General features: G+C 65.0%; 21 protein-coding genes. 13 read left to right on the top strand and 8 right to left on the bottom strand.

The genetic code is table 11. The annotated features are described in order from the left end of the window. Positions 1-87: 87 nt before the first annotated feature. From hslU to hslV, 4 genes are read right to left on the bottom strand one after another with little or no spacing between them, the layout of a single operon-like run. Positions 88-1,398: an ATP-dependent protease ATPase subunit HslU gene (hslU, locus tag EN857_RS27300; protein ID WP_127283238.1), complete on the bottom strand. Its 1,311-nt coding sequence runs from the start codon at positions 1,396-1,398 to the stop codon at positions 88-90. 4 nt (positions 1,399-1,402) lie between these two features. Next, the gene (locus EN857_RS27295; RefSeq protein WP_127283237.1) at positions 1,403-2,002 is read right to left on the bottom strand and encodes a DUF2585 domain-containing protein; all 600 of its coding nucleotides are present in this window, start codon (positions 2,000-2,002) and stop codon (positions 1,403-1,405) included. A 4-nt stretch (positions 2,003-2,006) separates the two neighbouring features. Next, positions 2,007-2,525, bottom strand: coding sequence for a GNAT family N-acetyltransferase (locus EN857_RS27290; RefSeq protein WP_127283236.1), 519 nt, complete (start codon positions 2,523-2,525; stop codon positions 2,007-2,009). A 50-nt stretch (positions 2,526-2,575) separates the two neighbouring features. After that, positions 2,576-3,127 carry an ATP-dependent protease subunit HslV gene (hslV, locus tag EN857_RS27285; protein ID WP_127309474.1) on the bottom strand — a complete coding sequence of 184 codons (552 nt, stop codon included), beginning with the start codon at positions 3,125-3,127 and terminating at the stop codon, positions 2,576-2,578. A 242-nt stretch (positions 3,128-3,369) separates the two neighbouring features. On the opposite strand from hslV, the gene hisB reads away from it, so the two are divergent. The 13 genes from hisB to EN857_RS27220 all read left to right on the top strand — a co-directional run bounded on the left by hisB (position 3,370) and on the right by EN857_RS27220 (position 12,959). Then, a complete protein-coding gene (gene hisB / locus EN857_RS27280) occupies positions 3,370-3,969 on the top strand; it encodes an imidazoleglycerol-phosphate dehydratase HisB (RefSeq protein ID WP_127283691.1) in 600 nt (199 codons plus the stop codon). A 3-nt stretch (positions 3,970-3,972) separates the two neighbouring features. Next, on the top strand, positions 3,973-4,449 hold the full coding sequence (locus EN857_RS27275) for a DUF2628 domain-containing protein (RefSeq protein WP_127283692.1): 477 nt from the start codon (positions 3,973-3,975) through the stop codon (positions 4,447-4,449). A 1-nt stretch (position 4,450) separates the two neighbouring features. After that, positions 4,451-5,101 (top strand): imidazole glycerol phosphate synthase subunit HisH, encoded by a 651-nt coding sequence (gene hisH / locus EN857_RS27270; RefSeq protein WP_127283693.1) that lies wholly within the window; start codon positions 4,451-4,453, stop codon positions 5,099-5,101. Next, positions 5,101-5,391, top strand: a complete 291-nt coding sequence (locus EN857_RS27265) for a DUF1330 domain-containing protein (RefSeq protein WP_127283694.1) — start codon at positions 5,101-5,103, stop codon at positions 5,389-5,391. The genes hisH and EN857_RS27265 overlap by 1 nt, the downstream gene beginning before the upstream one ends. 2 nt (positions 5,392-5,393) lie before the next feature. Beyond that, a complete protein-coding gene (hisA, locus tag EN857_RS27260) occupies positions 5,394-6,140 on the top strand; it encodes a 1-(5-phosphoribosyl)-5-[(5-phosphoribosylamino)methylideneamino]imidazole-4-carboxamide isomerase (RefSeq protein ID WP_127283695.1) in 747 nt (248 codons plus the stop codon). Further along, the gene (locus tag EN857_RS27255) at positions 6,137-6,976 is read left to right on the top strand and encodes an arginase family protein (protein ID WP_127283696.1); all 840 of its coding nucleotides are present in this window, start codon (positions 6,137-6,139) and stop codon (positions 6,974-6,976) included. Before hisA ends, EN857_RS27255 begins: the two co-directional genes overlap by 4 nt. Further along, complete coding sequence (hisF, locus tag EN857_RS27250; protein WP_187331353.1) at positions 6,973-7,767, top strand: imidazole glycerol phosphate synthase subunit HisF; 795 nt, start codon at positions 6,973-6,975, stop codon at positions 7,765-7,767. The genes EN857_RS27255 and hisF overlap by 4 nt, the downstream gene beginning before the upstream one ends. Before the next feature lie 9 nt (positions 7,768-7,776). Further along, the gene (locus EN857_RS27245; protein ID WP_127283698.1) at positions 7,777-8,100 is read left to right on the top strand and encodes a phosphoribosyl-ATP diphosphatase; all 324 of its coding nucleotides are present in this window, start codon (positions 7,777-7,779) and stop codon (positions 8,098-8,100) included. A gap of 83 nt (positions 8,101-8,183) precedes the next feature. Continuing rightward, a complete protein-coding gene (gene coaA, locus EN857_RS27240; protein ID WP_126057108.1) occupies positions 8,184-9,143 on the top strand; it encodes a type I pantothenate kinase in 960 nt (319 codons plus the stop codon). A gap of 76 nt (positions 9,144-9,219) precedes the next feature. Beyond that, entirely contained in the window at positions 9,220-10,227 is a 1,008-nt protein-coding gene (locus tag EN857_RS27235; protein WP_245493258.1) for a glycosyltransferase family 2 protein, read from the top strand. After that, on the top strand, positions 10,227-10,997 hold the full coding sequence (locus EN857_RS27230; RefSeq protein WP_127391620.1) for a class I SAM-dependent methyltransferase: 771 nt from the start codon (positions 10,227-10,229) through the stop codon (positions 10,995-10,997). Before EN857_RS27235 ends, EN857_RS27230 begins: the two co-directional genes overlap by 1 nt. Positions 10,998-11,005: 8 nt before the next feature. Then, on the top strand, positions 11,006-11,407 hold the full coding sequence (locus EN857_RS27225; protein ID WP_127283701.1) for a GtrA family protein: 402 nt from the start codon (positions 11,006-11,008) through the stop codon (positions 11,405-11,407). Beyond that, entirely contained in the window at positions 11,400-12,959 is a 1,560-nt protein-coding gene (locus tag EN857_RS27220; RefSeq protein WP_127391619.1) for a hypothetical protein, read from the top strand. Before EN857_RS27225 ends, EN857_RS27220 begins: the two co-directional genes overlap by 8 nt. 12 nt (positions 12,960-12,971) lie before the next feature. On the opposite strand, the gene EN857_RS27215 is transcribed toward EN857_RS27220, so the two are convergent. From EN857_RS27215 to EN857_RS27200, 4 genes are all read right to left on the bottom strand, one after another. Further along, the gene (locus tag EN857_RS27215) at positions 12,972-14,096 is read right to left on the bottom strand and encodes a phosphatase PAP2 family protein (RefSeq protein ID WP_127391618.1); all 1,125 of its coding nucleotides are present in this window, start codon (positions 14,094-14,096) and stop codon (positions 12,972-12,974) included. A gap of 58 nt (positions 14,097-14,154) precedes the next feature. Beyond that, positions 14,155-14,775: an alpha-ketoglutarate-dependent dioxygenase AlkB gene (locus tag EN857_RS27210; RefSeq protein WP_127391617.1), complete on the bottom strand. Its 621-nt coding sequence runs from the start codon at positions 14,773-14,775 to the stop codon at positions 14,155-14,157. Between the two features lie 99 nt (positions 14,776-14,874). Beyond that, positions 14,875-15,312, bottom strand: a complete 438-nt coding sequence (gene arfB / locus EN857_RS27205) for an alternative ribosome rescue aminoacyl-tRNA hydrolase ArfB (RefSeq protein ID WP_127391616.1) — start codon at positions 15,310-15,312, stop codon at positions 14,875-14,877. Positions 15,313-15,396: 84 nt separating this feature from the next. Beyond that, positions 15,397-16,998, bottom strand: a complete 1,602-nt coding sequence (locus tag EN857_RS27200; protein ID WP_127391615.1) for a phosphoenolpyruvate carboxykinase — start codon at positions 16,996-16,998, stop codon at positions 15,397-15,399. Positions 16,999-17,070: the final 72 nt, after the last annotated feature.

Genomic DNA, 17,070 nt, shown 5'->3' with positions numbered 1-17,070 from the left:
CGAAGCCGGAACCCTGCCCAGCATCGGGTTCCTTGCTGATGCATATCGTTGTCCCAAAACCGCTGCGCACTTTTGGGCGACATGCATTTACAGGATGAATCTGGACAAATCCGTGTTCCTCGAGAGGTCGCCGACATGCTTTTGCACATAGGCGGCGTCGATGGTGACGGTCGTGCCGTTGCGGTCCGGCGCGTCGTAGGAGATCTCGTCGAGGACCCGCTCCATCACGGTCTGCAGGCGGCGTGCGCCGATATTCTCGACGCTGGCGTTGAGATCGACCGCAATGCCGGCCAGCGAATCGATGGCATCGTCGGTGAAGGTCAGCTCGACCCCTTCCGTCTTCATCAGCGCGACATACTGCTTGATCAGGCTTGCCTCGGTCTCGGTCAGGATGCGGACGAAGTCCTCCTTCTCGAGCGCGCGCAGCTCGACGCGGATCGGCAGGCGGCCCTGCAGTTCCGGCAAAAGGTCGGACGGCTTCGACACATGGAAGGCGCCGGAGGCGATGAACAGGATATGGTCGGTCTTTACCGGGCCGTACTTCGTCGCGACCGTCGTGCCTTCGACCAGCGGCAGCAGGTCGCGCTGCACGCCTTCGCGCGACGGGCCGCCCGAAATGTCTGACCTGGCGGCGATCTTGTCGATCTCGTCGAGGAAGACGATGCCGTCATTTTCCGTCGCGTCGAGCGCCCGGCGGATCACCTCGTCCTGGTCGAGCAGCTTGTCGGACTCGTCGTTGACCAGCAGCGCGTAGGAATCGCGCACCGTGGTCTTGCGGCTCTTGGTCTTGCGGCCGCCCATCGCCTTCGACAGCATATCGTTGATGTTGAGCACGCCGATATTGCCGCCCGGCATGCCGGGTATCTCGAAGCCGGGCATGCCGCCGGTGCCGGTGTCGGCGACTTCGATCTCGATCTCCTTGTCGTCGAGCTCGCCCTCGCGCAGCTTCTTGCGGAAACTATCGCGCGTGGCCGGGCTCGCCGTCTTGCCGACCAGGGCCTCCAGCACGCGTTCCTCGGCATTGATCTGGGCGCGCGCCGCGACGTCCTCGCGCATCTTCTCGCGCGCCAGGCCGATGGCGACCTCGACCAGGTCGCGCACGATCTGCTCGACGTCGCGGCCGACATAGCCGACCTCGGTGAACTTGGTCGCCTCGACCTTGACGAAGGGCGCGCCGGCGAGGCGAGCCAGGCGGCGCGAGATCTCGGTCTTGCCGACGCCGGTCGGGCCGATCATCAGGATGTTCTTCGGCATCACCTCCTCGCGCATCTGGCCTTGCAACTGCTGGCGGCGCCAGCGGTTGCGCAGCGCAATGGCCACGGCGCGCTTGGCGTCCTTCTGGCCGATGATGAAGCGGTCGAGTTCCGAAACGATTTCGCGGGGGGAGAATGTGCTCATGTCACTAAATTCCACTTTGCCACTGCTTGATGGACTCGAACGGATGCAGCAGCATGATCACGTTGAGCGTCAGATTGTCCCGGATGATGTAGCCCGTGCCGAGCTCGAAGATGAGGGCGAGGGCGACGACCACCCATATAGGAAGCTTTCGCGCCATCACAAATCCCAGAACCATGGCCAGCGTGTCGGACACCGAATTGATGATCGAGTCGCCGTAATAATCGAGCGAGATCGTGCCGGCGCGGTAGCGCTCGATGATGAAAGGGCTGTTCTCGAGCAGTTCCCAGCCGCCTTCGATGAGGACGGCGAAGGCGAGCCTGAGCCCGATCGGCGAGCGCGGAAAGAGAAAGCGCGCCAGCGCGTAGAACAGGAAGCCATGGATGATGTGCGAGGGCGTGTACCAGTCGGAAATGTGCTGCGAGTTTTCCGAGCTCAGCACCACGCCGTGCCAGAGTTTCACGTAGCCGCAGGTGCAGATCGGAGGATGGCCCATGCCGTAAAGCGCGCCGGCCTGGAAGATGAGCAAAGCCAGCACGAGCAGCAGCCCCATGCGCCAGCTGTCCTCATAGGCCGAATAGCTGTTGTCGTCGCCCGTCGCGTTCATTTGGTCAGCCCCCCTCTTCCGTGCCGGCCGCATCGACGGCCATCAGCACGACGTCCCCATATTGCGATTGTCTGCGGCCGATGGCCCTGAAGCCGGCCTTCTCATAGGCGCGAATGGCGCGGCCATTGTCCGGATGCGGATCGATGATGACGCGCGGCGCCCCTTCCTCGAAAAGCTGCTCGACGAACTGCCGCACGATGGCCGAGCCGTGGCCGACGCCGACCAGCTCGGCCCGACCGATCGACAGGTCGATGCCCAGCGTGCCGAACGGCTGGTCGGCATAGGGATGATCGTCCTCCAGATGCGGATCGTAGCTCTGCAGATAGGCGATCGGGCTGCCGTCGAGCTCGACGATCAGCGGCTCGACCGAAACCGAGTCGATGTGCTCGCGGATCTCGGCGATCTCTTTTTGCGGATCGTCCCACCATTCGGCGACATGCGGCTCGGCCAGCCAGCCGGCGATCATCGGCAGGTCTTTTTCGGTCACCGGCCGAAAATCGTAGCTGTGCTCTTGATTGGCCATGATCTTATCCGAAAACCGGGTCCCACTTTTCGGGATCATGGTCGATTGCCTCAGGCGGCATCGAGCGTTTCGACGACAAAATTGCTGTTGGTGTAGACGCAGATGTCGGCCGCGATCTGCATCGCCTTGCGGGCGATCTCCTCGGCGTCCTTGTCGGTGTCCATCAGCGCGCGGGCGGCGGCCAGCGCGTAGTTGCCGCCGGAGCCGATGGCCATGACGCCATGTTCGGGCTCGAGCACGTCGCCGGTGCCGGTCAACGCCAGCGAGACCGATTTGTCGGCAACCAGCATCATGGCTTCCAGCCGGCGCAGGTAGCGGTCGGTGCGCCAGTCCTTGGCGAGTTCGACGCAGGCCCGCGTCAACTGATCGGGATATTGCTCGAGCTTGGCTTCGAGCCGCTCCAGAAGGGTGAAGGCATCGGCGGTGGCGCCGGCGAAACCGGCGATGACATTGCCACCCTTGCCGATGCGGCGCACCTTCTTGGCATTGCCCTTCATGATGGTCTGGCCGAGGCTGACCTGGCCGTCGCCGGCGATCACGACCTTGCTGCCCTTGCGCACGGTGACGATGGTCGTGGCGTGCATGGTCAGTTCATTCGACATTTTCTGCTCCGATTCGCGCGATCCCAATGAGGCGATTGGCGCGGTACGAGGGACTTTGATCGGCCATATGTATGCATGGGGTGGGCGATTGCAAACGACATGCCGGCCAGCCCGATACCCTATGGGAATGGCAACTGGCAATCGCCGGATCATGCTGCTAGAAGGCTCTCGATTTCAAGCATATGGGCGTTTGCGGCCTGTGCGCTCCCGCACGCCATGAACCTCCCGGACAAGGATAGATCATGCCGACGCGTTCCGCCGAAGCCAGCCGCAAGACCAAGGAAACCGACATCTCGGTGTCGGTCCATGTCGACGGCACCGGCAAGTCCGACATTGCGACGGGCGTCGGCTTCTTCGACCATATGCTCGACCAGTTGTCGCGTCATTCGCTGATCGACATGACGGTGAAGGCAAAGGGCGACCTCCACATAGACGACCACCACACGGTCGAGGACACCGGCATCGCGCTCGGCCAGGCGCTGGCCAAGGCGCTCGGCGAGCGGCGCGGCATCATGCGCTATGCCTCGATCGACCTCGCCATGGACGAGACGCTGACCAGAGCGGCAATCGACGTCTCCGGCCGGCCGTTCCTGGTCTGGAACGTCTCCTTCTCGTCGCCCAAGATCGGCACGTTCGACACCGAGCTGGTGCGCGAGTTCTTCCAGGCGCTGGCGCAGAACGCCGGCATCACGCTGCATGTGACCAATCATTACGGCGCCAACAACCACCACATCGCCGAGACCTGCTTCAAGGCGGTGGCGCGGGCGCTGCGTTCCGCGCTCGAGCGCGATCCGCGCCAGCCGGACGCGGTTCCGTCCACCAAGGGATCTTTGAAGGGATAGGCGATGGCCATCTATGTCGTGATGGAGCCGCCGGGCCGCGGTGAACGATCCGATGGAACGGTCTTTGTCCGCGACGGTTTCGCCTGGCTGGGCTTCCTCGTGCCGCCGCTGTGGCTCGCCTGGAACCGGCTGTGGATCGAGGCGGCGCTGACCTTCGTCGTCATGGCCATCCTGTCGATGCTTGGCGAGAAGCTTGGACTTGCCTGGGCGGGCTCGGCCCTGTCGCTGCTGGTCTCGCTCTATGTCGGGCTGGAAGGGCAAGGGCTGCGCATCGCGGCGCTACGCCGCCGCGGCTGGCACGAATGGGGCGTCGTCGAGGCCGACAGGCTGGACGGCGCCGAGACGCGTCATGCGCTGGAGACCGACGTGCCGCCAGGCGAGCAGCCGCCCGTGCCGCGCATCGTGCCCGACGCCAATCTGGCACGGCCGGCGCAGACCGGTATGGCTCTGGGGCTCACCCACACGCCGGGAAGGCCCTGACATGCGGGTTGCGATCATCGATTACGGGTCGGGCAATCTGCGCTCGGCCACCAAGGCCTTCGAGCGCGCCGCGCGCGAGGCGGGCATTGCCGCGACAATCGAGCTCACCGCCGATGCCGAGCGGGTCCGCACCGCCGACCGCATCGTGCTGCCCGGCGTCGGCGCTTATGCCGACTGCGCGGCCGGCCTCAAGGCCGTCAGCGGCATGTGGGACGCGGTGGAAGAGGTGGCGATCGTCAAGGGCCGGCCGTTCCTCGGCATCTGCGTCGGCATGCAGCTGATGTCGGAACGCGGGCTGGAAAAGACCGTCACCAAGGGCTTCGGCTGGATCGCCGGCGACATCAAGGAGATCACGCCCGCCGATGCGGCGCTGAAGATCCCGCAGATCGGCTGGAACACGATCGAGCTCACGCGCAAGCATCCGGTATTCTCGGGCATCGAGACCGGGCCGAAGGGACTGCACGCCTATTTCGTCCATTCCTATCATCTGGAGGCCACGAAGCCGGACGAGGTGCTGGCGGTCGCCGACTATGGCGGGCCGGTGACGGCGGCTGTCGCGCGCGACAACCTGGTCGGCACGCAGTTCCATCCCGAAAAGAGCCAGGCCCTCGGCCTCGCCCTGATCACCAATTTCCTGCGCTGGAGGCCTTGATGAGCAAGAAGGGCTACTGGATCGCGCTGATCGACGTCCGCGATCCCGAGATCTACAAGCAATATATCGAGGCCAACGCTGTGGCATTCGCCAAATACGGTGCGAAATTCCCCGTGCGGGCCGGACGCTACACCAACCCGGAAGGGCCGACGGGCAATCGCCATGTCGTGGTCGAGTTCGAGTCCTACGAAACGGCGATCGCCTGCTACGAATCGCCGGAATACCAAGCGGCCTCGAAATATAGGCTTACCGCCTCGACCGGCCACTTTGTCATCGTCGAGGGCGCCTGACCGTGATCCTGTTTCCCGCGATCGATCTCAAGGACGGCAAATGCGTGCGCCTGAAGCACGGCGACATGGCCACGGCCACCATCTACAACGATGACCCGGCGGCCCAGGCCAAGGCCTTCGAGGAACAGGGCTTCGAGTGGCTGCACGTGGTCGACCTCAACGGCGCCTTCAAGGGCCAGAGCGTCAACAGCGCGGCTGTCGGCGCCATCCTCAAGGCAACCGCGAACCCGGTGCAGCTCGGCGGCGGCATCCGCACGCTGGAGCAGATCGAGGACTGGCTCGACCGTGGCCTGGCACGCGTCATCCTCGGCACCGTGGCGGTGCGCGACCCCGACCTCGTCAAGCAGGCCTGCAAGACCTTTCCGGGCAAGATCGCCGTCGGTATCGACGCCAAGGGCGGCAAGGTCGCGGTCGAGGGCTGGGCCGAAGCGTCCAGCCTCGGCGTCGTCGAGCTGGCGCAGAAATTCGAAGGCGCCGGCGTCGCCGCCATCATCTACACCGATATCGACCGCGACGGCGTGCTGACCGGGATCAACTGGGATTCGACGATCGACCTCGCCGAGGCGGTGTCGATTCCGGTGATCGCCTCGGGCGGCCTGGCCTCGATCGCCGACATCGTGCGCATGACCATGCCTGACGCGCAGAGGCTCGAAGGCGCCATTTCCGGCCGCGCGCTCTATGACGGGCGCATCGACCCGGCCGAGGCGCTGGCGATCCTGCGCGGCGAGGGCATGGAGGCAAGGCCGTGAAGGTCTCGATCATCCTGGCGTCCTACGACAGCGGCCACTATCACGGCGGCTGCGGCCAGGGTCCGGACGCGCTGATGGCCGGCGGCCTGGCCGACGCGCTCAAGCTTGCCGGCCACGACATCGACGTCCACGACATCGGCAGGGTGAGCGACGACGAGCAGGCGCGCGAGATCGCGACCGGCTTCGCCGTCTGCAACGCCGTCTCGGGCGAGGTGCGCATCGCCCTCGACAATGGACGGTTTCCCGTCGTGCTCGCCGGTAACTGCCTGAGCAGCGCAGGCGCCGTGGCCGGCCAAGGCTCCGACGCCATCATCTGGGCCGACCAGCATGGCGACATCAACACGCCGGACACTTCCACCTCGGGATTTCTCGACGGCATGGCGCTGGCGACGGTACTGGGCCTCTGCTGGCGGCCGATGACGGCGCAGATCCCCGGCTTCAAGCCGATCGATCCCGCCCGTGCGGTGCTCGTCAATGCGCGCGACCTCGACCCGGCGGAAAAAGACCGTCTGGAAAAGCTCCCCGTGATCCGGGCGGAATGTCCGGGCTGGGCCGGGGCGGCCGAAAAGCTGAAGGCCGCCGGCGCAAGCCGTGTCCACATGCATATCGACCTCGACGTGCACGATCCCGAAGAGCTGCAGGCGAACCGCTTCGCGACGCCCGGCGGTCCCGCTCCGGAGCAGGTGCGCCGCGCCATGTGCGGCATGGCCGGCCTGCTGCCCGTCGCCGGCCTCACCATCTCCGCCTATGATCCGGCCTTCGATGCCAAGGGCGAGGTGCCGCCGCTGGTCGGTGAACTGCTGGTCGACCTGCTGGCGACATTGGAGAAGAGCTGATGCTGAAGGCACGCGTCATTCCTTGCCTCGACGTCAAGAACGGCCGCGTCGTCAAGGGCGTCAACTTCGTCGACCTCATCGATGCCGGCGATCCGGTCGAGGCGGCCAAGGCCTATGACGCGGCCGGCGCCGACGAGCTCTGCTTCCTCGACATCACCGCCTCGTCGGACAACCGCGAGACCATCTTCGACGTCGTCGCCCGCACCGCCGAGCAATGCTTCATGCCGCTCACCGTCGGCGGCGGCGTGCGCCAGGTGGCCGACATAAGAAGGCTGCTTCTGGCCGGCGCCGACAAGGTGTCGATCAACACGGCAGCGGTGAAGAATCCCGATTTCGTCGCGGAAGCGGCCGACAAGTTCGGCAACCAGTGCATCGTGGTGGCCATCGACGCCAAGAAGGTCTCGGGCGCCGGCGAGGCCGACCGCTGGGAGATCTTCACCCATGGCGGGCGCGAGAAGACCGGCATCGACGCCGTCGACTTCGCCAGGCGGATGGTCGATCGCGGCGCCGGCGAGATCTTGCTTACCTCGATGGACCGCGACGGCACCAAGGCCGGCTACGACATCGCGCTGACACGCGCGATCGCGGACGCGGTGCGCGCGCCGGTCATCGCCTCCGGCGGCGTCGGCACGCTCGACCATCTGGTGGAAGGCATCCGCGACGGCCATGCCGGTGCGGTGCTTGCCGCCTCGATCTTCCATTTCGGCACCTACACCATCGCCGAGGCCAAGGCGCATATGGCCGCTGCCGGGCTGCCGATGCGGCTGGACTCGCCGGTTCAACGGGCTTAAACGGCGAAAATGACTGAGTTTTCGCTGTCCGATCTGGAAAAGACCATCCGGGAACGCGCCCGCTCCGGCGATCCGGACTCGTGGACGGCAAAGCTGTTCGCCAAGGGCATCGACAAGGCGGCGCAGAAGCTCGGCGAGGAAGCCGTCGAGACGGTGATCGCCGCCGTGCGCGGCGACAGGCAGGGCCTCGTTTCGGAAAGTGCCGATCTTATGTATCATTGGCTGGTCGTCCTCGGCATCGCCGGCGTGCCGCTGGACGAGGTGCTGAAGGAGCTCGAGGGCCGCACCGGCCGCTCGGGGGTTGCCGAAAAGGCGTCGCGGCCCAAGGGCTGACGGTAGAGACGGATTGAGCATGATGTCGCCCGAGAACCGCTTCACACTTTTCGACATCATGCTCTAGGAGGGCAGGAAACTCGATGGATCAGCTTGCTCCTACCGAGAAATACTCCCCCTATCGCTTCTTCTCGGCCGAGCAATGGTCACAGTTCCGCGCCGACACGCCGCTGACGCTGACCGAGGACGAGATCGACCGCTTGCGGTCGTTGAACGACCCGGTCGACCTCGAGGAGGTCAAACGCATCTATCTGTCGCTGTCGCGGCTGCTCTCGGCGCATGTCGAGGCAAGCCAGCTCCTGTTCCGGCAGCGCCAAGCCTTCTTCAACGCCCAGGATGTGGTCAAGACGCCCTTCATCATCGGCATCGCCGGCTCGGTCGCGGTCGGCAAATCGACCACGGCGCGCGTGCTCAAGGAGCTTCTGGCGCGCTGGCCGTCGAGCCCAAAGGTCGATCTGATCACCACCGACGGCTTTCTGCTGCCAAACGAGATCCTGCGCCGCGACAATCTGATGGAGCGCAAGGGCTTTCCCGACAGCTATGATGTCGGCGCGCTGCTCAGGTTCCTGTCCGGCATCAAGTCGGCGCAACGCAATGTCCGCGCGCCGGTCTATTCGCACCTGACCTACGATGTCATTCCCGGCGAGTTCGTCACCATCGATCGGCCGGACATTTTGATCTTCGAGGGCATCAACGTGCTGCAGCCGGGCAAATTGCCGAGGGACGGCAAGATCGTGCCCTTCCTGTCGGACTTCTTCGACTTCGCCATCTACATCGATGCCGACGAGAAACTGATCCACCAGTGGTACATCCAGCGCTTCATGCGGCTGCGCGAAACCGCCTTCCGCAACCCGGACTCCTTCTTCCACCGCTATTCGCAGCTTTCGGAAGACGCCGCACGCGCCATCGCCGAAGGTCTGTGGACCAACATCAACCTGAAGAACCTGCGCGAGAACATCCTGCCGACGCGGGCGCGCGCCGACCTTATCCTGCGCAAGGGCGCCAATCACCTGGTCGAGGAGGTGGCGCTGAGGAAGCTTTGACGCGCCGAGGCATTCCTTAAAGTCATCTTAACCGAGCTTTCCTATTGTCGGGCCCGATCCGCGGGCTGGGCAAGCAATGAACGCGCCATTCCTCCACATCGATCGACCGGCGTCGAGCGGCATCGCGCACCCGCGAACCGGCACGGCGACGGTCGCGCTGATCGTGCCGGTGCACAATGAGGAAAGCGCGATCGCGCCGTTTCTGGCGGCCGTGCGCGAACACACCGACCCGCTGAAGCAAGCCGGCGTCGCCTTCGACTTCATCTTCGTCAATGACGGCAGCAGCGACGCGACGCTCGATCGGCTGATCGAGGCGCAGCAAGCCGATCCGCGCATCCGGGTGATCGACCTGTCGCGCAATTTCGGCAAGGAAGCCGCCTTGACCGCCGGGCTCGACTGCTGCGATGCGGATGCCGCGATCCCGATGGATGCCGACCTCCAGGATCCGCCGCATGTCATTCCGCTGCTTGTCGAGAAATGGCGCGAGGGTTTCGAGGTCGTGCTCGCCAAGCGCGCCAGCCGCGCCAGCGACAGTTTCCTCAAGCAGCGCTCGGCGTCGATGTTCTACCGCGTTCACAACTGGATCGCGCAGCAGAAGATCCCGCAGGATGTCGGCGATTTCCGGCTGATCGACCGCCAGGTGATTGAGGCGCTGCGTTCGCTTCCCGAGCGGCGTCGGTTCATGAAAGGGCTGTTCGCCTGGGTGGGCTTCCGCTCCGCCACCGTCGAATACAGCCGCGACCAGCGCAGCGCCGGACAGTCGAAGTTCTCGGGCTGGCGGCTGTGGAACTTCGCGCTGGAAGGCATCACCAGCTTCTCGAGCGCACCGCTGGAGGTCTGGACCTATGTCGGCGCGACGATCTCGGCCTTCGCGTTCCTCTATGGCCTCCTGATCATCGCCAAGACGCTGGTTTTCGGCATCGACGTGCCCGGCTATGCCTCGCTGCTGGTCAGCGTGCTGTTCCTCGGCGGCATCCAGCTGCTCGGCATCGGCATCATCGGCCAGTATCTCGGCCGCGTCTATGCCGAGATCAAACAGCGCCCGATCTACATCGTGCGCCGCAAATACGACGGGACGCCCTGATGGAGCTCGATGCCTATCGGCGGATGGCGGCCACCGAGGACGAGCATTGGTGGTTCTGCGGGCGGCGCGCCATCGCCGAGGCGGTCATCCGCGGCCTCGGCCTGCCCCGCGACGCCGATATCCTCGAGATCGGCGCCGGCACGGGCGGCAACATCAGGATGCTGGAGCAGTTCGGCACCGTGACGGCGGTGGAGATGAACGAGCTGGCGCGCCGGATCGCCCGCGAGAAGACGGGCCGCGACTTCCTTGCCGGCCATCTTCCCGATGGCATGCCCGTGACGTCGGCGAGCTTCGACCTCGTCTGCCTGTTCGACGTGCTTGAGCATGTCGCGGAAGACGAAGCCTCGCTGGAGACGATAAGGCGAATGCTGAAGCCGGGCGGCAAGGTCGTGCTCACGGTTCCGGCGCACCAATGGCTGTGGAGCAAGCACGATGTCGGGCTGCACCACATGCGGCGCTATTCGCGCAATCTGTTGAAGACGCGTATCGAACAGGCCGGTTATCGCGTCGAGAAGCTGAGCTACACCAATGCGGCGCTGTTTCCGGTGGCGGCGCTCGCCCGCCTTGCCGACCGCCTGCGGCGCTCGAACACCGCTTCCGGGCAGGCGATGCCGCCAAAGCCGATCAACAGCGCGATGAAGGCGCTGTTTTCGGCCGAAAGCCGGATCCTGCCGAATGCCGGGCTGCCGTTCGGTGTCTCGCTGCTTGCCGTGTTCGGCACGGACGCGGCCTTCGACAGGGCGCGACTGGACAGCCGGCTGGCGGCCTGACTCCGACCATGCTGAACATTCTGCGCTCCCACCGGATTTCGCGCTTCGCAGTGATCGGCGGCGCTTCGACGCTGGTCTATGCCGTTTGCGCCCTGGCGCTGTCGCGCGGCGGCACTGGAGCCGCGATGCTCCCGGCAACGGCGGCGTCCGTGGTCGCCTATGCCATTGCGGGGCTGTTCTCCTATGCCGGACACAAGTACTTCACTTTCATGTCGGCTGGCGCGCACGCCTTCGAACTGCCGCGCTTTGCTCTGCTCAACGCGATGGGCCTGGCGACAGCCATCGCCTTGCCCGTCGTCCTCACCGAGCGGCTGGGCATGCCCGCGGCCATCCCGATCGTCCTGACCTGCATCGTCGTGCCGCTGGTGAATTACATCGTGCTCAGGCGTTGGGTGTTCCGCGATGTCTAGAGCCGAGCCCTACGACAAGCCTTTGGCCGGATTTGCTCCCACGTCGCGACCCGTCCGGCGGATCGCGACGCCGCTTTTCCTGACGTTCTTGGCTGCCGCCTATGCGGCGTGGCTGGCGATCGCTGTGGTGCCGACCAATGTCGATGTGTCGTGGCTGCTGGTGGTCTGCGAGCGGCTGTTGAACGGCGAACGGCTGAACACCGATATGCTAGAGACCAATCCGCCCTTCTCGATCTGGCTGTATATGCCGTTCGTGCTGCTGGAGAGGCTGACCGGCATAGCGGCCGAGTTCTGGCTGGCGCTCGGGGTTGTCTGTCTCGGTCTGGCCAGCCTGGTGGTTTGCGCCCGGATCCTGACGCGCGCCGACCCGATCTACCGGCAGGCCGGCGGCTTCTGGGTGCTGGCGGCGGTGGCCTTCATGGTACTGTGTTTCCTGCCGGATCAGTTCGGCCAGCGCGAGCAGTTCGCGCTGATCGGCATCCTGCCCTGGCTGGCATTGCAGTGCGCGCGCCAGCGGCAACCGGACTTCGTTGCCGGATCGCTTGCCGAACGCATCGTGGCCGGCCTCGGCGCCGGCGTCATGGTGATGGTCAAGCCACCCCACTTCGCCCTGGCCTTCGTCGTGCCGTCGCTGTGCCTCGCCTGGCAACGGCGTTCGCCAAGGCCGATCCTCGTTACGGAAAACCTTATCGGGGCCGCGATGGCCGTCTTCTACGTGGCCAGCATCGCAATCTTCGACCGCGGCTACCTGACGCAAGTCCTGCCGCTCGTCAGGGAAGTCTACCTGCCGCTTCGCGCGCCACTGCTCGACAATCTGGAGAACTGGCCGAAGATCGTGCTGCTGCTGTCGGCCGCGATCGTTGTCGGGACGGGAGCGCCGAGGCATGTGCATTGGGACACAAGGATCGCGCTGGCAAGCGCGCTCGGCCTGGTCCCCGCCTTCCTGCTGATGGGCAAGGGATGGCCGAACCACGCCCTGCCGATGGTCGCGATCACGGCAATCGCGTTCGGCCTGCAGCTTCTGCGGTTCGGCGATTTCCCAAAGAAAGGGATGGTTCGCAAAGCCGCGCTGATGTTCGGCTGCGTTCTGCTGCTGCAAGCGACGACCAGGGCGCAGTATGACGCGCTGACCAGGGACAGCGGACCGATCGAGCGATCGGTCGGTGCGATCCGCGACAGCTTCGAGCATCCGACGATCGTATCGATCGCCTCCCAGATGCAGGCCGCGTACCCCCTGACCCGGCTGGTGGGCGGCAGGTTCGTGTCGCGCAACCCCGGCGCCTGGATGGTCTCCAGCGCCCAGAAACTGGTGGACAGGACCGATGACCCCGAACAGAAGCTGAGATTGGAGACAATCCGCGATCAGGCGATCGGCGACTTTGCCGCCGAGATAGCGGCAAAGCAGCCCGACATCGTGCTGGCAGGCCCGGCAGGCAATCCGTCCTGGGATGCGCTCATGCACGGCGACAAGCGGATCATGGCTGCCTTGCGCAACTACCGTGTGCTGCATGCGGAGCCGGCAATCACCGTCTACCGGCGCATCCAAAGATGAAGGATACGGCGCTCAGAACGCCGCGACGGCCGCCTCGGGGCGATTGACGGTCGCTGTCTGCATGGCCGCCACCGGCCGGGAATCGGCCGGGATCAGCTTGCGAGCCACGACATAGACGATGAGGGTGACGATGGCGCTGACATAGCCGTCGATCGCATAATGCCAGGCGAGGTAAACCGAGCTGGCCGCGACGAAGGCGACATAGACGAACGCCAGCGCACCGAGATAGCGGTTGAACTCGCGCAGGAACAGCGCGTTCAGCATCGCCAACCCGACATGCACGCTCGGGAACGCCGAAATGCCCGAGCCAAAGCCGGTCTGCCTAGCCTCGTGCAGCGTCCACAGATACTGCTGATAGGAAACGGCGGAGTTGCGCGACGCGGCGCCATGGGCCAGGAACGCAAGCTGTTCGCCAAACCGGGCCACGTCTCCCGTGACCGAGCCATAGAACGCCGGACCCGCCGACAGGAACAGCGCGGCCAGCACGTTGCCGACGACGATCCAGACCGCCATGAAGCAGGCCAGGTAGCGCGTGCGAACCGATGCGACCATGGGCGACGTCGCGACAAAGAACAGGGCGCCGAAATTGAGCAGGAACCAGAAGACGTTGTAGTTCCACTCGATTGCGGCGCGGATCGAATCGTTTTCGGCCACGGCGTAAAGCCAGCGCCAGGGATCGGTGCCAAAATGCAGGAAGGCGTCGATGTTGGCTTGCGCCACGTCGAACGGAAAACCGTCCTGCCAGACCGGCATGCCGTTTTTCACCGAGGTGAACGTGCCTTGGAAGATCATCAGCGCCATAAGCAGGCTCAGCCCGGAGAACGCGTAGGCCAACCGCGTCATGGAAAAGATCCGTTTCGCGGCGAGACGGCGCCGGGGGCCGAAGCGGCGGACGATCAGGATGAGGTCGATAAGGATGGCAAAAGCCGGCAATATCAGACAGTTAAGCAGTGTCCATCTGCCGAAATATATCGCATATGCGGTGCGGTCGTCAGCGCCTATCGCATGCAGGAAGACCAGTCCCGCCAACGTATAGATGACGATGCTCAGATAAAGGCCCGAATCCCTGCGAACGAGCTGAATTGCCCCGCAGACGATCGTCCACAGGTGACGGATAACCAAACCGCTCTCAGTCATTGCCCGACCCCACACCGCAGCGCCTTGGCGTATTTATGAAAAAAGTCTGTAGATTCGGTTAGCGGGCGTGCAGCGTCACCCGCCGCAACGTCAGATTGATGCGACCGCCATTCTTCAGCAGCGCCGAGGTCGACGGGTAGATGCGGTCGACGCCGTGGAAGCAAAGGCGGCCCTCGCCGCCGAGCACGACGACGTCGCCGCTTTTCAGCCGGAAGGATTTTGTTCCGCCTTCGCGCGTGGTCTGGCCGACCCTGAACAGGCAATCGTCGCCGAGCGACACGGAGACGACGGGCGCGGCGAAATCTTCCTCGTCGCGGTCCTGGTGCAGGCCCATCCTGGCGTCGCTCGAATAGAAATTGACGAGACAGGCCTCAGGCGGATGCGGATAGGCAGCAACCTCCTGCCATACTTTCAGCAAGGCCTCCGGGATCGGTGGCCAGAGCTGTCCTGAGACCGGATGCGTCGGCTGATAGCGGTAGCCACGCTCCTTGTCGGTGACCCAGCCGAGCGGGCCGCAATTGGTCATGCGCACGCTCATTTCCTTGCCGGTGCGCGGCATGGCCGGCACGAACAAGGGCGCAGCCTGCACCACCGCCCTGATCTCTTCGACCAGCGCTTCCTGCGCCGGGCGCGGCAGGTAGCCGGGCATATGGCGGACACCCTTGGGCAAAACGAGCATGGGATTTCCGTTCGATCCGGTTAGCGCGCCCGAGCATGCCACCGATGGGGAAAGACGGCGACCCGAAAGCGGGGCCAGCGCGGTCTCCGCCGGGCCGTCTCAGTCGTTCTCGACCCGGCCGCGCAGCTTCTTCACCGTGGAGCGCCCGGCCTTGGTCTTGAGGCGGCGCTCGACGGCGCCTTTCGACGGCCTGGTCTTCTTGCGCGGCGGCGGCGGCGGCTCGGCCGCCTTGGCGACCAGAGCTGTCAGCCTCGCCCGCGCATCGGCCCGGTTCTGCTCCTGGGTGCGGAAGCGTCCGGCCTCGATGACGACGACGCCGTCCTTGGTGGCGCGCTGGCCGGCAAGCTTGATGGTGCGCTCGCGCACCCGCTCCGGCAGGCCCTCTGCGTTGGCGGCATCGAAGCGCAGTTGCACGGCGGTGGCCACCTTGTTGACGTTCTGGCCGCCAGGACCCGAGGAACGGATGAAATCCTCGTGCAGATCGCCGGGATGGATCACCACATTGTCGGCAATGATGATTTTTTCGTCTGAAGCCATGCCGCAGTCATGACGCGGCGGCGTGAAAAAGAAAAGACCCGGCGCAAAGCCGGGTCTTGGACAGAAACACCATAGCCGCAACGACTATTCGGCCGCTTCCTGCAGGCGCGGCGCGGCACCCATGATGGTCGCGTCGACATGCGGCTCAAACTTTTCGAAGTTGGCGGCGAACATGCCGACCAGCCTCGCCGCCTGGCGGTCGTAGGCCGGCTTGTCGGCCCAGGTCGAGCGCGGATCGAGGATGGCGCGCTCGACGCCGGCGACCGCCACCGGCACCGCGAAGCCGAAATTGGCGTCGGTGCGGAAATCGGCGGTCTTCAGCGAGCCGTCGAGCGCGGCGGCGAGCAGCGCCCGCGTCACCTTGATCGGCATGCGGCGGCCGGTGCCGTAAGCGCCGCCGGTCCAACCGGTGTTGACAAGCCAGCAATCGGCGCCATGGCGGGCGATCAGCTCGCGCAGCAGATTGCCGTATTCCGATGGGTGGCGCGGCATGAACGGCGCGCCGAAACAGGTCGAGAAGGTCGCTTCCGGCTCGGTGACGCCCTTTTCGGTGCCGGCGACCTTGGCCGTATAGCCGGAGAGGAAATGATACATCGCCTGCGCCGGGGTCAGTTTCGCGATCGGCGGCATCACGCCGAAGGCGTCGGCGGTCAGCATGATGATGTTTTTGGGATGACTGGCGCGGCCGGTCTTCGAGGCATTGGGGATGTAGTCGAGCGGATAGGCGCAGCGCGTGTTTTCGGTCAGGCTGCCGTCGTCGAAATCCGGCACGCGGTCGGCGCCGAGCACGACATTTTCCAGCACGGTGCCGAAACGTTGCGTGGTGGCGAAGATCTCCGGCTCGGCCTCGGCCGAGAGCCTGATCGTCTTGGCGTAGCAGCCGCCCTCGAAGTTGAAGATGCCGTGCGGGCCCCAGCCGTGCTCGTCATCGCCGATCAGCGTGCGCGACGGATCGGCCGACAGCGTCGTCTTGCCGGTTCCGGAGAGGCCGAAGAACACCGCCGCGTCGCCCGCCGGGCCTTCATTGGCCGAGCAGTGCATCGGCATCACGCCCTTGGCCGGCAGCAGATAGTTGAGGGCGGTGAACACCGACTTCTTCATCTCGCCGGCATAGAAGGTGCCGCCGATCAGCACGATCATGCGCGTCAGATCGACGGCGATCACCGTTTCGGTGCGGGTGCCGTGGCGGGCCGGGTCGGCGCGGAACGAGGGCAGATCGATGATCGTCATCGCCGGCACGAAATGCGCGAGCTCCGACGCCTCGGGGCGGATCAGGAGATTGCGGATGAACAGCGAATGCCAGGCGAATTCGGTGACGACCCGGGTCGGCAGCTTCAGATCCGAATCGGCGCCGCCGACCAGATCCTGAACATAGAGGTCCTTGTTCGCCGCATGGGCGTGGAAATCTGCCAGCAGCGCATCGAACTGCGCCGGCGAGATCGCCTTGTTGTTGTCCCACCAGACATGCGGTTCGGTGGCGCCGTCGCGCACGACGAATTTGTCCTTGGGCGAGCGTCCCGTATGCTGGCCGGTCTCGGCGACGAGGGCGCCATGGGCGGTGAGCCTGGCCTCGCCGCGGCGGATCGCTTCCTCGTACAGCGCGGCGGCGCCGAAGTTATAGCGTACCGTGCCCGTGGTCTTCAGATCGAGGGGGCATGCGGGATTGCGTTTGCCGGCTTCCGACATCAAGGGTCCCTTCTACGTTTGCCGCATCTGGCTTTGTTTTGCCGCGTCTGGCCGGCGGATAATCGGCGCCCC

It is taken from the genome of Mesorhizobium sp. M4B.F.Ca.ET.214.01.1.1 (assembly GCF_004791545.1).
Classification (GTDB): Bacteria; Pseudomonadota; Alphaproteobacteria; order Rhizobiales; family Rhizobiaceae; genus Mesorhizobium; species Mesorhizobium abyssinicae.
This window is presented reverse-complemented; position numbering and strand designations above follow the sequence as displayed.

What these genes read in the sequence shown, in the direction of transcription:
- EN857_RS27265 (WP_127283694.1), top strand. Translation starts at nt 5,101, where the DNA reads ATGAGCAAGAAGGGCTACTGGATCGCGCTGATCGACGTCCGCGATCCC.
- EN857_RS27245 (WP_127283698.1), top strand. Translation starts at nt 7,777, where the DNA reads ATGACTGAGTTTTCGCTGTCCGATCTGGAAAAGACCATCCGGGAACGC.
- EN857_RS27290 (WP_127283236.1), bottom strand. Translation starts at nt 2,525, where the DNA reads ATGGCCAATCAAGAGCACAGCTACGATTTTCGGCCGGTGACCGAAAAA.
- EN857_RS27220 (WP_127391619.1), top strand. Translation starts at nt 11,400, where the DNA reads ATGTCTAGAGCCGAGCCCTACGACAAGCCTTTGGCCGGATTTGCTCCC.
- EN857_RS27295 (WP_127283237.1), bottom strand. Translation starts at nt 2,002, where the DNA reads ATGAACGCGACGGGCGACGACAACAGCTATTCGGCCTATGAGGACAGC.
- EN857_RS27230 (WP_127391620.1), top strand. Translation starts at nt 10,227, where the DNA reads ATGGAGCTCGATGCCTATCGGCGGATGGCGGCCACCGAGGACGAGCAT.
- hslV (WP_127309474.1), bottom strand. Translation starts at nt 3,127, where the DNA reads ATGTCGAATGAACTGACCATGCACGCCACGACCATCGTCACCGTGCGC.
- hslU (WP_127283238.1), bottom strand. Translation starts at nt 1,398, where the DNA reads ATGAGCACATTCTCCCCCCGCGAAATCGTTTCGGAACTCGACCGCTTC.
- arfB (WP_127391616.1), bottom strand. Translation starts at nt 15,312, where the DNA reads ATGGCTTCAGACGAAAAAATCATCATTGCCGACAATGTGGTGATCCAT.
- EN857_RS27225 (WP_127283701.1), top strand. Translation starts at nt 11,006, where the DNA reads ATGCTGAACATTCTGCGCTCCCACCGGATTTCGCGCTTCGCAGTGATC.
- EN857_RS27210 (WP_127391617.1), bottom strand. Translation starts at nt 14,775, where the DNA reads ATGCTCGTTTTGCCCAAGGGTGTCCGCCATATGCCCGGCTACCTGCCG.
- EN857_RS27215 (WP_127391618.1), bottom strand. Translation starts at nt 14,096, where the DNA reads ATGACTGAGAGCGGTTTGGTTATCCGTCACCTGTGGACGATCGTCTGC.
- EN857_RS27235 (WP_245493258.1), top strand. Translation starts at nt 9,220, where the DNA reads ATGAACGCGCCATTCCTCCACATCGATCGACCGGCGTCGAGCGGCATC.
- hisB (WP_127283691.1), top strand. Translation starts at nt 3,370, where the DNA reads ATGCCGACGCGTTCCGCCGAAGCCAGCCGCAAGACCAAGGAAACCGAC.
- coaA (WP_126057108.1), top strand. Translation starts at nt 8,184, where the DNA reads ATGGATCAGCTTGCTCCTACCGAGAAATACTCCCCCTATCGCTTCTTC.
- EN857_RS27200 (WP_127391615.1), bottom strand. Translation starts at nt 16,998, where the DNA reads ATGTCGGAAGCCGGCAAACGCAATCCCGCATGCCCCCTCGATCTGAAG.
- EN857_RS27275 (WP_127283692.1), top strand. Translation starts at nt 3,973, where the DNA reads ATGGCCATCTATGTCGTGATGGAGCCGCCGGGCCGCGGTGAACGATCC.
- hisH (WP_127283693.1), top strand. Translation starts at nt 4,451, where the DNA reads ATGCGGGTTGCGATCATCGATTACGGGTCGGGCAATCTGCGCTCGGCC.